This window comes from Pseudomonas fluorescens (genome assembly GCF_001648775.1).
In the GTDB taxonomy this organism is placed as follows: domain Bacteria; phylum Pseudomonadota; class Gammaproteobacteria; order Pseudomonadales; family Pseudomonadaceae; genus Aquipseudomonas; species Aquipseudomonas fluorescens_M.
Genome location: NZ_LVEJ01000013.1, coordinates 1 through 12,101, shown reverse-complemented (window position 1 = coordinate 12,101; position 12,101 = coordinate 1). Strand labels below are relative to the sequence as shown.

The 12,101-nt window shown below is 60.9% G+C and carries 14 protein-coding genes; 6 read left to right on the top strand and 8 right to left on the bottom strand.

Features of this window, described 5'->3' with window-relative positions:
* Positions 1-35: 35 nt before the first annotated feature.
* Positions 36-230 carry a hypothetical protein gene (locus A8O26_RS13485; protein ID WP_064118471.1) on the top strand — a complete coding sequence of 65 codons (195 nt, stop codon included), beginning with the start codon at positions 36-38 and terminating at the stop codon, positions 228-230.
* Between the two features lie 177 nt (positions 231-407).
* Positions 408-665, top strand: coding sequence for a DUF2790 domain-containing protein (locus tag A8O26_RS13480; RefSeq protein WP_064118470.1), 258 nt, complete (start codon positions 408-410; stop codon positions 663-665).
* Positions 666-709: 44 nt separating this feature from the next.
* On the opposite strand, the gene A8O26_RS13475 is transcribed toward A8O26_RS13480, so the two are convergent.
* From A8O26_RS13475 to A8O26_RS13455, 5 genes are all read right to left on the bottom strand, one after another.
* Positions 710-1,645 carry a LysR family transcriptional regulator gene (locus A8O26_RS13475; protein ID WP_064118469.1) on the bottom strand — a complete coding sequence of 312 codons (936 nt, stop codon included), beginning with the start codon at positions 1,643-1,645 and terminating at the stop codon, positions 710-712.
* Between the two features lie 268 nt (positions 1,646-1,913).
* Entirely contained in the window at positions 1,914-2,867 is a 954-nt protein-coding gene (locus A8O26_RS13470) for an aldo/keto reductase (RefSeq protein ID WP_064118468.1), read from the bottom strand.
* Positions 2,868-2,889: 22 nt separating this feature from the next.
* A complete protein-coding gene (locus A8O26_RS13465; RefSeq protein ID WP_064118467.1) occupies positions 2,890-4,356 on the bottom strand; it encodes an efflux transporter outer membrane subunit in 1,467 nt (488 codons plus the stop codon).
* A gap of 19 nt (positions 4,357-4,375) precedes the next feature.
* Positions 4,376-5,854 (bottom strand): DHA2 family efflux MFS transporter permease subunit, encoded by a 1,479-nt coding sequence (locus A8O26_RS13460; protein WP_064118466.1) that lies wholly within the window; start codon positions 5,852-5,854, stop codon positions 4,376-4,378.
* Positions 5,854-6,990: an HlyD family secretion protein gene (locus A8O26_RS13455; RefSeq protein WP_064118465.1), complete on the bottom strand. Its 1,137-nt coding sequence runs from the start codon at positions 6,988-6,990 to the stop codon at positions 5,854-5,856. The genes A8O26_RS13460 and A8O26_RS13455 overlap by 1 nt, the downstream gene beginning before the upstream one ends.
* A gap of 271 nt (positions 6,991-7,261) precedes the next feature.
* Between A8O26_RS13455 and A8O26_RS13450 the strand changes: the two genes are divergently transcribed.
* Both A8O26_RS13450 and mug read left to right on the top strand, forming a co-directional pair.
* A complete protein-coding gene (locus A8O26_RS13450; RefSeq protein ID WP_064118464.1) occupies positions 7,262-7,885 on the top strand; it encodes a TetR/AcrR family transcriptional regulator in 624 nt (207 codons plus the stop codon).
* Positions 7,886-7,893: 8 nt separating this feature from the next.
* Complete coding sequence (mug, locus tag A8O26_RS13445) at positions 7,894-8,409, top strand: G/U mismatch-specific DNA glycosylase (RefSeq protein WP_064118463.1); 516 nt, start codon at positions 7,894-7,896, stop codon at positions 8,407-8,409.
* On the opposite strand, the gene A8O26_RS13440 is transcribed toward mug, so the two are convergent.
* Entirely contained in the window at positions 8,397-9,374 is a 978-nt protein-coding gene (locus A8O26_RS13440) for an alpha/beta hydrolase (RefSeq protein WP_172828161.1), read from the bottom strand. The genes mug and A8O26_RS13440 overlap by 13 nt on opposite strands.
* Complete coding sequence (gene tspO / locus A8O26_RS13435) at positions 9,374-9,817, bottom strand: tryptophan-rich sensory protein TspO (protein WP_064118461.1); 444 nt, start codon at positions 9,815-9,817, stop codon at positions 9,374-9,376. The genes A8O26_RS13440 and tspO overlap by 1 nt, the downstream gene beginning before the upstream one ends.
* A gap of 191 nt (positions 9,818-10,008) precedes the next feature.
* Between tspO and A8O26_RS13430 the strand changes: the two genes are divergently transcribed.
* On the top strand, positions 10,009-10,245 hold the full coding sequence (locus A8O26_RS13430) for a hypothetical protein (protein WP_172828160.1): 237 nt from the start codon (positions 10,009-10,011) through the stop codon (positions 10,243-10,245).
* Between the two features lie 2 nt (positions 10,246-10,247).
* On the opposite strand, the gene nudK is transcribed toward A8O26_RS13430, so the two are convergent.
* Positions 10,248-11,123, bottom strand: a complete 876-nt coding sequence (gene nudK, locus A8O26_RS13425) for a GDP-mannose pyrophosphatase NudK (RefSeq protein ID WP_064118460.1) — start codon at positions 11,121-11,123, stop codon at positions 10,248-10,250.
* Positions 11,124-11,214: 91 nt separating this feature from the next.
* On the opposite strand from nudK, the gene A8O26_RS13420 reads away from it, so the two are divergent.
* Positions 11,215-11,598 (top strand): hypothetical protein, encoded by a 384-nt coding sequence (locus A8O26_RS13420; protein WP_064118459.1) that lies wholly within the window; start codon positions 11,215-11,217, stop codon positions 11,596-11,598.
* The last annotated feature ends 503 nt before the right edge of the window (positions 11,599-12,101 follow it).

Sequence of the window (12,101 nt, the reverse complement as noted above, 5' to 3'; positions counted from 1 at the left end):
CCGGGTTTCCTGTTGGGAGTCGATGAGCAACGGAAATGTTTAATTTCTTTTTGACGTTTTTGTTCGTGCTCATCCCCACAGCGTCTCTGTCACTCGACAGTTACCTTCGCTACCGAGTGGCAAAAAAACAACCGGTGAGCCAGGCGTGGAAGGGCTGCAATCATGTGCTTTCTATCCTGCTGATCATGCAGTTGCTGGGCTTGGCGCTGTACTTCTTTTACCTCGCTTGAGACGCCGGCGATGCATGAGTCACCCGCCCTGACTTATCACCTCTGACATTCATCGCTGATTTGGCAACAGTGTTTGTCCCTCCGCCCGATTTTTCCCGCCATCGTCATTCCCTAGCATCGTCTCCAGGCCACCAGCAATCACGCTGACGCGGCCCACTCAACGAGACGGTGAACATCATGAACACAATGAAAATCGCAATGGCGTTACTGCTTGGCACTCTGGGCGCGCAAGCGTATGCGGATACAGTGCCGACCGAAAATCTTCCGGTTGAAACCTACGCCTACTCGACCAATCTCGACATCGAGCATGTGATCTCGATCACCGAGCCGGCCAACGAGTGCGCCCCCGTGCCGGTTCAAATGACCTATGAAGATTCCCATGGCGAGCGCCATGTTCTGCAATACCAGGTCATGGGCACTGGCTGCTCCAGTTGATTCACTGCAGAGAAGGGAGGGTCGACACTCCTTGTCTGCTGCGCTCAGTGCTTTCTTGCTCCAGCAATCTGTTCATCCGATGCCAGTAACTCCGGGATCGACAGCTTGAGAAAATCCACCCAGGTTTTAGTCTTCGCATCAACGAACTTGCGCGACGGATAGATCGCAAACAGGTTCAACTCCTCCAGCCGGTACTCCGGCAACACCCGCACCAACGTCCCCGCCCGCAGGCCCTCCACGGCCGATGCAATCGGCTGAATGCCGATACCCATGCCTTTTCTGATGGCGATGGTCATGCCGTCGGCCGTATTGATATGGAAGGGCGACAGGGGAATGGTGATGGTCTCCAAGCCTTGCGGGCCTTCGAACGTCCAGTGCTCTACCGGCATCACCGTGTTGACGATCCGCAGGCACTCATGTTCAGCCAGCGCGGCGGGTGTGTCCGGTATTCCGTGTTTTTCCAGATAGGCCGGCGCCGCGCAGAGGATGCTGTACGTCATGCCGAGACGCTGCGCGACGAAGCCTGAGTCGGGCAGGTCGCGGGCCAGCACGATGGACATGTCGTAGCCTTCTTCCAATAGATCGGGGACGCGATTGGTCAACGTCAGGTCGAACATGACCGTGGGGTGAATCTCCCGGTAACGGGCGATGGCGTCGATCACGTAGTGGTTGCCGATGGCTGACATCGCATGGATTTTCAGGCGACCGACCGGCAGGGTTTGCGCGGTGCCGGCTTCAGTGTCGGCCTCACGCACATCGTCGAGGATTTTTTCGCAGCGTTGCAGGTAGCGCAGGCCCGCTTCGGTGAGGGCGAGGCGGCGGGTGGTGCGGTTGATCAGGCGGGTGTGCAGACGGGCTTCAAGGGCGGACACGGCTTTGGACACGTTGGTCGTGGTGGTGTCGAGCAGTTCGGCGGCGGCCGTGAAGCTGCCGCTTTGCGCGACGGCGACGAAGAAACGCATGCTCTGGAAAACGTCCATCGTTGTTCCGCCTTATGGTGGGTTGTGTGGTGTTGGTGCGTCGCTGTTCACTTTTAATGGCAGCCCCTCACCCTAACCCTCTCCCGGAGGGAGAGGGGACTGACCGAGGTGTCTCAGGCTGTCCGCCGACCTGAAAGACCTTAGCGATTATGGATTCGGTAACATGCTTTCGGTGTGGCGACTTACTTGAGCATCCCACAATCAGGCTCCCTCTCCCCCCGGGAGAGGGCGGGGGGTGAGGGCCACGATCTACATCACGCCACAAGCTTCAAGCCGGACGCCGTGGAATAAACCCCGGCACCCCAGTCTCCACCACCGAGTTAAAGCGAATCCGCGTGCTGATGTCCTCCTTGATCTCACGCATCGCCCGCTGCGGCAAGGTCGCGATATCAAAGTTCTCCAGAATGTGGCTCGGCGTCGCTGACGTCGTCAGAAACGCCGTGCCACGCTGCACCGCCCACGCCAGTGCCACTTGCGCCGGGGTTTTCTGCACATGGCGGGCGATGCCGGTCAGCACGGCGTCTTCCAGCACGTTCGGTTCCATGCCGTGGCCCAACGGCGCGAACGCCAGCAGGATGATGCCGTGCGCCTGGCAGAACTCGAGCATCTCCCATTCCGGCAGGTACGGGTGCGATTCGATCTGCACCACGGCTGGTTTGATCCGTGCCGCCGCGACAATCATCTGCAATGCTTCCAGGGTGATGTCCGAGAGACCGATGGATTTGCAGCGACCTTCATCCACCAGACTTTCCAGCGCACGCCAGGTGTCGAGCAAAGTGATTTCGCCATCGTAGATGACATGGCCGAAAGCGTCTCGCGGGTCTTGATCATCACCCGCCTTGAACGCGAACGGCGTGTGGATCAGATAGCAATCGATGTAGTCGGTCTGCAAGCGCTGGCAGCTCGCTTCGAATGCCGGTTTAACCCGCTCGGGCCGGTGGTTGGTGTTCCATAATTTTGTGGTGATGAACACGTCTTCGCGGCGAATCTGCCCGACAGCGAAAACCTGCTGAAAGGCGATGCCGATCTGCGCTTCGTTGCGGTAACGCTCGGCGCAGTCGAAGTGGCGGAAACCAACCTCCAGCGCGCATTTGACCGCGTCGGTGGTGGTGCTCAAATCGCGAAACAAGGTGCCGAAGCCAACGGCGGGCATCGAGCCTGCACCGTTGTTCAGCGGCCAGCGAGTGTCGCGAAGCGCATCGTGAAAGGCTTCGTAGGTCATGGTATTTCTCCAGTGTCAGTGATTACAGCGGGGTTTGATCAGTGCGTTCGCGGGTGGCAACTTTCTGCTCGAAGACGCCGACGGCGTTGCCGCCCAGCGCCACGAACAATTGCACCGTGTCGAGATAGCGTGCGGTCTTCGCGCGAATCTGGCCGAGCAGCGCCTGCTCGTAGGCACGCTCGGCTTCGAGCACTTGCAGGACACTGTTTTCGCCCTGGGCGTAAGCCTGTTGGTTGAGGCGAAAACTGCTGTCGGCTGCGCGCAATGCGTCGTCCTGCGCGACGTTTTGCTCAGCGCCGTGATGGATCGCCTGCAAGCTGTCCGCGACCTGGCCGAACGACTGAATCACTGTTTGTTGATAGCGCGCGAGCGAGGCGTTGTAGCCATCGACCGCTGCCTGACGTTCAGCCTTGAGCGTGCCGCCATTGAAGATCGGCGCCGTCAGTCCGGCGGCGAATCCCCATAACGCTGCACCGCCATTGCCGGAGGCGGCTTGCGCCAGTGACGCCGACAGTTCGACGCGCGGATACAGATTGGCCGTCGCCACACCGACAGCGGCGCTGGCCATGTGCAGCTCGGCTTCGGCCTGGAGGATGTCCGGCCGGGTGCGCGCCATCTGCGAGGGCAGGCTGACCGGCAGGTTCGCCGGCAAGGTGAATTCGTCGAGGCTGAAGTCCGGCGCGATCCAGTCGGCCGGGCCTTTGCCGGCGAGGATCGACAACGCATGCCGCGCCGCATCGCGCTGTTGCGCGAGCGGCGGCAGCAGGGTGCGATCCTGGGCCAGACGGGTTTCGGCCAGCGACACATCAATCCGCGTCGTGCTGCCGCTTTGCTGCGCGCGCTGCACCAGATTGAGGTTCTTCGCATCGTTGCTCAGCAGCGTTTGCACGGCCGCGATCTGCGCATTCGCCGACGCGAGCAGCAGCGCCTGGCGGGCGACGTCACCGGTCAATGTCAGGTACGCCGCCTCGTAGCGGTGTTTCTGCAAATCGGTGAGCGCCTGCTGGCCTTCGACTTCGCGCTGGATGCCGCCGAAGGCATCCAGATCGAAGGCAACGCGCGGCCCGATTGCATAGACATTGGCGACGCTGGGCTCCGGCCCGTTGTGGGTGCGTTGCCGACCGCCCGCCGCGACGAAATCCACCTGCGGATACAGCGCACCTTCCGCCGCCGCAACCGAGGCGGCGGCCTGACGCAGGGTGGCATCGGCGGCGACCAGTTCAAGGTTGCCAGCGATGGCGCGGCGCATCACCTGATCGAGTTTTACCGAGCGCAGGGCTGACCACCAGTCACCGTTGATGCGCTGGCCCATGTCGAAGCGCTGATCGGCGGAAGGGCGCTCAGCCTGTTGATCGTAGTGCTGCGATGAGCTTGTATCGGGTCGTTGAAAGTCAGGGCCGACGCTGCAGGCCGACAGCATCACCAACAGCGCCAGCGCGCTGAATGCGCTCGGGATTGCAGAACGGGTGAAACGCTTGGACGTTTTCATTGTGCACACTCCACGAAATTCAGTTGGCCGCAGCCGGCTTGCGCAGGAACAACACCAGCGGGCTCACCACGAGCATCGCCAGCATCAGAATTTTGAATTGGCCCATGACTGCAACGAACGCGGCTTGATGGGTCACCAAGTGGTTCAAGCCTTCCAGCGCCGGCAGCGAAGTCGGCAGCACCGTGCGATAAGGCGTCAGATGGCTGACCAGCGCCACGTGCATGGCCTGGGTGTTGTTGAAGAAAAAGATCTGCACCACCGCCACACCGAGGGTGCTGCCGTACACCCGCATCAGGTTGAAAATGCCGCTGGCTTCCGGGCGCAAAGTCGGGTTGATCGTGCTGAACGCAACCTTGCTCAGCGCCGGCATCAAAATGCCGAGGCCGACGCCCTGGATGAACCCGGTCAACGCCACCGGCGTCCAGTCCATCAGCGGCGAGTAGCCGAGCATCAGCCAGTTGGCGTAGACCACCAGCGCAATGCCGATCGCGATCAACGCGCGGCTGTCGATCCAGCCTGGCGCGCGGCCCATCAACAGGAATGCGCCGACCAGACCGATGCCGCGCGGGATGGTCAGAAAACCGGTGGTGTCCGGTGGATAGCCCATGATTTCGTCGAGCATCGGCGAGGTCAGCGCCATGGTCGACAGCAGCACAAAACCGAGGGCGAAAAACATCACCGTCGACAGGACGAAATTACGATCGCCAAGCAACGCCTTGCTGATGAAATGCGTTTTGGCGGTCAGCCGATGCACGCAGAACCAATACAGGCCGAGCACGCAGGCCAACGCTTCGAGGCAGATTTCCAGCGAGTCGAACCAGTCCAGACGCTCGCCGCGATCGAGCAGCATCTGCAGGCCGATCATGCCGAGGGTGAAGGTGCCGAAACCGAAGAAATCGAACGGTGGACGTTGCTCGGCTTTTTTCTCCGCGAGCAGCAATGTCACCACCATAAAGATGTACGCGGTCAGCGGCAGGCTGAGATAGAACATCGGGCGCCAGTCGAAATACTCACAGATCAAGCCACCGATGCTCGGGCCACTGACGATGCCGAACAGCACCAGCGCCGTCCATTTCGGGGCGAACGCAGGACGCTTTTCCGCAGGCAGGGTTTCCAGCGCAATCGCCATCGACAGCGGCGCCAATACGCCGCTGGCCAAGCCTTGCAGAATGCGTGCGGCAATGAACTCCAGCGGCGTGCTCGCCAAGGTGCCGAGCCACAGGCCGAGGGCAAACGCGACCAGTGCCAACTGATAAACCCGTTTCAAACCGAACGACGCGGCCAGCCATTGCGCGATCGGCAAGGTGATCGCACTGGCCGCCAGATAAGCGGTGAAAATCCAGCCGGCCTGATCATCGGTCATCGACAGGCTGCCCTGAATCAATCGCAGGGCCGCGTTGGGCAACGGCAGATTCATCGATTGCAGGTAGGTCGCCAGCAGCGCGACGAATCGCAACAGGCGCACGTCGGCCGAGGTCATTCGGGCGGTGGCGTTCATCACCAATTACCTGCGCTGAGCAACGACTTGAGCGGATACCACCAAGGCGTGCGGTGCCCGGTGTCGACCTTGACCGTCGCACTGGTGCCGGAGAACAGCGGCAACGCGGGGTCGGCATCGTCGAGTTCGAGGCGCACCGGCACCCGCTGTACGACCTTGACCCAGTTGCCGGTGGCGTTTTCCGGCGGCAGCAGGGCGAAGTCGGCGCCGGCCCCCGGGCTCATGCTGATGACGTGGGCCTTGAACGGCCGATCCGGATAAGTGTCGAGGGTGATCGTCGCGGTCTGCCCAGGGCGCATATGCGTGAGCTGGGTTTCGCGGAAATTGGCTTCGACCCAGATCTCATGATCAGAAATCAACGCGAAGGCCGCGCTGCCGTTATTGACGTAATTGCCCACCTGCAAATCGTCGACCTTGGCCACGATGCCATCCGCCGGCGCGGTCACCGTCGCGTAAGACAAATACAGTTGCGCTTCGTCGAGCTGAGCCTTGGCTTCGCGCACGGTCGGGTGGCGATCGACGGCAATGTCCGGGTCGCCGTTGAGGGCGACCACGGTGCTGGCGATCTGTTGCTCGATGGACGCGATGCGCTGGCGCGAAACCTTCAGGTCGGTTTCGGCGCGTTCATAAACCGCACGGGAGACGAACTCGCTGGCAATCAGCGCTTTCTTGCGGGTGAACTCTTTCTGATCGTAATCCGCCGACGCCCGCGCCGATTGCAGTTCCGCCTGTTGCTGGCGGTAGCTGGCCTTGAGGCCGTCGATGCGCAGGCGTGCATTGCCCAGTTGTGCTTCGGCGCGGTCGACGGCGATCTGCAAGGGTTGCGAGTCGATCCGAAACAGCACTTGGCCCTTGCGCACGGGCTGATTGTCATCGACGGCAATCTCGACCACTTGCCCGGAAACCCGCGCATTGATCGAGGCTTTGGCCACGCGGGCATAAGCGTTGTCGGTCGACACGAACGGCGCGTTGGCTACGTATTGGGCGTAGCCGATCACGGCGAAGAGCGCGGGCACGCCGGTCATCAACAGTGGGCGCAAGCGTTGCTTGAGCGGTTTTTTCGGCGCCGCACCGGCAAGGTCTGAAACCGGCTGGGCGCTGGCTTGTTCTGCGGTGAGATCAAAGGGCTTGGTCATGATCTGCTGTTTCCAAGTGTTGAAACCTGAACCGGGAAATCGGGCCGACCCGGGCAATGTGCCGGTGGCCGCGACGTCATTAATTGCTGCGAGAAAGCAAAACCGTGCGCGGTGGGGGAGGATCGCTCCTGACCGCTGTTGCGTCGTTGTCACACCCGATTCGAGCTGCGTTACAACAAACCTGCCAACCAAGGAATTTCTGGTTCCTTAATTTTGTGCGATGGTGTAAGAATATGAGCGTGTTCTTCTCCACGCAAGGAATTTATACGACATGGCACAAAATAAACCGACAGAAGGAAAAGGCCGCGGCCGCCCTCGTGCGTACGACCCGCAGACCGCGTTGCAACAAGCCCTCGGTGTGTTCTGGAACACCGGCTACTCCGGCGCTTCGCTGGACAGCATCGCCAGTGCCGCCGGCATGAACCGCCCGAGCCTGTACGCCGCGTTTGGCGACAAACACGCGCTGTATATCAAGGCCCTCGACCAATATTGGGAAACCGCGCACATCGCCATGCAGGCGGCGCTGACCGACAGCAGCCTGACGCTGGCGCAAGCGCTGAACGGTTTTTATGAAGGGCAACTGGCGATCTATTTCTCGGGTGACGGCCAGCCACGCGGCTGCTTTGCCATCGGCACGGCAACCACTGAAGCGGTGGAAGACCCGGAAATTCGCAATGTGCTATCGGCCCGACTCAGCCAGCTCGATGCTGATCTCGAAGCGCGTCTGCAAACCGCGCTGGACAACGGCGAACTGAAAGCCGGCAGCGACCTCGCCGCGTTGGCGGTGCTGGCATCTTCGCTGCTGCACAGCATCTCGATCCGCGCGCGGGCGGGGAAATCCCGTGAAGAACTGGCGGCTATTGTGCGCAACGCCGTCAGTGTCATTTGCGGCTGAGGGGCGTCATGAACGCTCTTGAGGACATTCTCGCGGAGGATTTGTCCGTGGTGTTTTGCGGGATCAATCCCGGCTTGCTCGCGGCGGAGCAAGGGCATCACTTCGCCGGGCGCAGCAATCGCTTCTGGCGCACGCTGCACCTGGCCGGGTTCACCGCTGAAGAAGTGCGCCCGGAAAACGACCGCTCGATTCTGGCTTATCGCTGCGGATTGACCGCCGTGGTCGCCCGACCCACCGCGCGCGCCGATCAAGTGTCGGCGCAGGAGTTTGTCGCTGCCGCCGCAGCATTCGAGCAGAAGATTGCCCGGTACACACCGCGCCATCTGGCGTTTCTCGGTAAAGCGGCCTATCTCGGCTTATCGGGCCAGAAGGCTGTGCCGTGGGGCTTGCAGACTGACACTTTCGCCGGCGCAGCGGTCTGGGTGCTGCCCAACCCCAGCGGGCGCAACCTGGCTTTTTCTCAAGAACAACTGGTCATCGCGTATCGGCAATTGTATGAGGCTGCCGCGCTTCAAGCCGGTTGAGTCGCGGCGGCGACGCGGGCCGAAATCCATTGGCGACTGTAGGCCAGCACACCCTCAGCGATGGCCGTGGGGAAGTGGATAAAACCGTGGGGCGAGGAGGGCAGCAGGTACATTTCGACCGGCGCCGATTGCGCCCAGCGCTGGGCGATGTCGAGCGTGTCGTCGCGCAACGGATCGAGCTCCCCGGCCAACATCAGCGCCGGCGGAAAGTCGCTGAAGTCGCCGTACAGCGGCGACAGCGGCGGCTGGCGACGTTGCTCATCCGTCAGATCCGGCGTCAGCAGGCGCAACGCTTCGACCATGCCCGGGCCGTCCAGCACCAACGTTTCCGGTGGCGCGGCGCGTACGCTCGGCGTGCCGGTCAAGTCGTAGACGCCGTAATACAGCAGCGCGCCGCTGATCCGCCGCAACAGCTCTGGGAATGGCTTCAAGGCCAACAAAGTGGCCGCAGCCAAATGGCCGCCCGCCGATTCACCGACGACCACCACCGGCAGGCTGGCAAACTCTTCTTCATTCAATAACCAGCGCGCCGCGCACAGACAATCCTCGAGCAAACCTTCAATCGGCGTCGACACCGCGAGCCGGTAATCGACCGACACCACGGTGACGTTGCAGGTGTTGACGATGGCGAGGTTGAAATTGTCATTCATCTGCGCATTGCCAATCACCCAGCCACCGCCGTGGAAATCCAGGACCACGCCCAAGGATTTGCCTTGCGGCCGAATGATCCGCAGAGCGCCGCCGCTTGCGAGGGTTTTGCTTTGCACCGAGAGGCCATGCTTGAGCAATTTAGCGTCGCCGCCGAGCTGAATGACCCGCAGCAACCCCTGAATCAGCCGCGGCGTCAGGCGATTACGAATTTTAAAGCGCGGCAGCCAGGCAAGCTTCTTGTTGAAGTCGCGCACTTGCGCCAACTCGCGCTCGCCTTGTGGCCAGGGTGTTTGCGAGTTCACGTTGGCATTCATCACGTGCGGTTGTTGCGCAGGATGGAAAAGTTAAGCGCCGCCGCCACGCACAGCCACACCAGATAGGGAAACAGGATCAACCCGGTGATCAGGTCCAGTTGCAACGCCAGCACCACCATGGCCGCGACCACCAGCCAGAGCAGCGTGAGGATGACCATTGCGGCGAACACCTGATGCGCGCCAAAAAACACCGGCGTCCACAGCGTGTTCAGCGCAATCTGTGCTGCCCACAAGGCCAACACCACCTGGCTGCCGGGGATCAGGCTCAAGCGGTAACCGGCCCAGGCCAGCAACAGATAAATCACCGTCCAGGCCAGCGGAAATGCCCAGTTCGGCGGGGTGAAAGAGGGTTTGTTCAGCGACTCATACCACGCGCCCGGTTTGAAAATAATCCCGGTGCTTGCCGCCGCTGCGCAGGCCAGAAGAAAAATGAAAAAGGTCATCGCCAATCCTTAGCTGAGGTCAGCTGGTTTAGGTTGCCAAGCCATGTCGGCCGTTAAAGAAGGGACGCCCGGCGCAGCGAAAAGTTTGAAGCGATCCGGCAGATTTCTCCGCGCAACGATGGATTTGAACTAAAAACTGACTGGTGCGTCAGGATATTCAGTTGCCTTTCACTCATTACAAGGAGCAGACCATGCATCACTTTGTCTTGAAGTACCTGTTCAACGGCGAGCCGCGTACGTACGAACTTGACCTCAAAGAAGCACAGCTTGCCAAGCACGAAGCGGCGATGCACCTGCTGGAGCTGCACCTTGGCGATGCCGAAAACGGCCTGCTCATGCCCACGGCGGACGACTCGCCTGAGCAGATTATCGAGCAGGCCGAGCGGGTTGGCCTGACGCAGATTGAGGTCGTCAGCCAACCCCACTGAGATCAACGCGGCCTGGCGGCGGGGACTTCGCGCGGATCGTCATAGACCGCCAGTCCGCGCTGCCGGGCCAGTTCCACCAACGGATCCGCGCCCGCGGATTCACCGCCAATGCACAGCACCGCGTCGCAACGCTGCAACAGCGCTTTCGCGTACTCATGATAATGAGCCTGATCGCCGACGCTGCCCTCATTGGCGAGCAGTGGGGCCAGCAGTGGAAAGTGCCCGGCTTGCAGCAACTCGCCAGCGCATGTTTGCAGCGCCGGCAGATTAGCCCCGGCCAGCACAATTGTCAGGGCCGGTGAGGACGGCATGATCTGCTTGAGGTATTGCAGGAGCATGATGGTTTTGCCGTCCATGATGCGACCGTCGTCGACCATCGCCAGCGCCTGTTCGAAAGGCAGTTCCAGCACTTCAATGTCTTCGCCTTCATCGGCCAGCCCGCCGCCGGCACTGACGCGGTCTTCGGGTTGGTATTCACCGACAAAAAAATGCAGGCGCTCGGTGACCGAACCGGGGCTCATGAATGCTTCAAACACCTTGCGCACGGAACGCACGCGATAACCGGTTTCCTCCTCGGCTTCCAGGCGAATGCGCTCTTCGGGACCGGCGTTGTCCAACAGCCCGGCCGCCGTTTCGATCAAGTAGCCGTCATGGTCGTTGACGAACGTCGGAATGCGGAACTGGCGAATGAGGATGACCGTGCGTTGCGCCAGGTTGTACAGGGCAATCGTCGCGCCATTGCCACGGTCGTACACCTCGCGGCTCAGCGCCTGCCAACTGCCGTCGCGGCGCTGCAATTCGAAGTCGATCTTTTTCAGCAGGTACCAGTTGTCCGAGAGCAGATGCTGGGCGACGATTCGCACATTGCGGTGATGCATGGGCCGTGATCCTTTGAAAATTTGTGAATTAATAACACACTGCCGCTCACTCGTTGTTCAGGAGATGCCTTTGGGGACGAAGTCTGAAGCAATGAAAACGCGTCTGAGCCCAGCGGATGTCGAGGACGTCCTGCAAGATCTTTTGCAAGCGGCGATGCATGACTTGAGCAGCATTTGCCAGCGCTTGCAGATCACCTCGCGCGACCTGTTGAATGAAGTGGCCATCGCCATGGCCCGGCAGTTCCTGGCCGGCACTCGCGACTTCCACGCATGCGACGAGGTGATGAATATCCTGTCTCGCGACATCGTCGACCTGGGCATGCACGAAGACATGCCCGAACCGGCATTCTCGATCTACCGTGCGTTCGATGCAGGAGAGCATTGGCACACGGGCGACACCCGGGATGTCTCCCCGTGGGAACGCTGGACACGGCCCGAGCTTGAACGGATTCTGCACGCCCTCAACAAAGCCTGATCCCCACAACTCCCACAATGATTTTGGTGAACTGCAAAGTCCAGCAAACACCCAACATCCCCTGTGGGAGCGAGCTTGCTCGCGAAGGGTCCCTCTCAGCCAACATCCCCGCAGCTGACTCACCGTTTTCGCGAGCAAGCTCGCTCCCACACTGATTTTGGTGAACTGCAAAGTCCGGCAAACACCCAGCATCCCCTGTGGGAGCGAGCTTGCTCGCGAACGGGCTCGGCCAGCCAACATCCCCGCAACTGACCCACCGTTTTCGCGAGCAAGCTCGCTCCCACACTGATTTCGGTGATGCGCAAAGTCCGGCAAACACCCAACATCCCCTGTGGGAGCGAGCTTGCTCGCGAAGGGGCCGTCCCAGCCAACATCACCGCAACTGACCCACCGCTTTCGCGAGCAAGCTCGCTCCCACACTGATTTCGGTGATGCGCAAAGTCCGGCAAACACCCAACATCCCCTGTGGGAGCGAGCTTGCTCGCGAAGGGGCCGTCCCAGCC

Coding starts and splice junctions, on each gene's coding strand:
- A8O26_RS13485 (WP_064118471.1), top strand. CDS start 36: ATGTTTAATTTCTTTTTGACGTTTTTGTTCGTGCTCATCCCCACAGCG.
- A8O26_RS13480 (WP_064118470.1), top strand. CDS start 408: ATGAACACAATGAAAATCGCAATGGCGTTACTGCTTGGCACTCTGGGC.
- A8O26_RS13475 (WP_064118469.1), bottom strand. CDS start 1,645: ATGGACGTTTTCCAGAGCATGCGTTTCTTCGTCGCCGTCGCGCAAAGC.
- A8O26_RS13470 (WP_064118468.1), bottom strand. CDS start 2,867: ATGACCTACGAAGCCTTTCACGATGCGCTTCGCGACACTCGCTGGCCG.
- A8O26_RS13465 (WP_064118467.1), bottom strand. CDS start 4,356: ATGAAAACGTCCAAGCGTTTCACCCGTTCTGCAATCCCGAGCGCATTC.
- A8O26_RS13460 (WP_064118466.1), bottom strand. CDS start 5,854: ATGAACGCCACCGCCCGAATGACCTCGGCCGACGTGCGCCTGTTGCGA.
- A8O26_RS13455 (WP_064118465.1), bottom strand. CDS start 6,990: ATGACCAAGCCCTTTGATCTCACCGCAGAACAAGCCAGCGCCCAGCCG.
- A8O26_RS13450 (WP_064118464.1), top strand. CDS start 7,262: ATGGCACAAAATAAACCGACAGAAGGAAAAGGCCGCGGCCGCCCTCGT.
- mug (WP_064118463.1), top strand. CDS start 7,894: ATGAACGCTCTTGAGGACATTCTCGCGGAGGATTTGTCCGTGGTGTTT.
- A8O26_RS13440 (WP_172828161.1), bottom strand. CDS start 9,374: ATGAATGCCAACGTGAACTCGCAAACACCCTGGCCACAAGGCGAGCGC.
- tspO (WP_064118461.1), bottom strand. CDS start 9,817: ATGACCTTTTTCATTTTTCTTCTGGCCTGCGCAGCGGCGGCAAGCACC.
- A8O26_RS13430 (WP_172828160.1), top strand. CDS start 10,009: ATGCATCACTTTGTCTTGAAGTACCTGTTCAACGGCGAGCCGCGTACG.
- nudK (WP_064118460.1), bottom strand. CDS start 11,123: ATGCATCACCGCAATGTGCGAATCGTCGCCCAGCATCTGCTCTCGGAC.
- A8O26_RS13420 (WP_064118459.1), top strand. CDS start 11,215: ATGAAAACGCGTCTGAGCCCAGCGGATGTCGAGGACGTCCTGCAAGAT.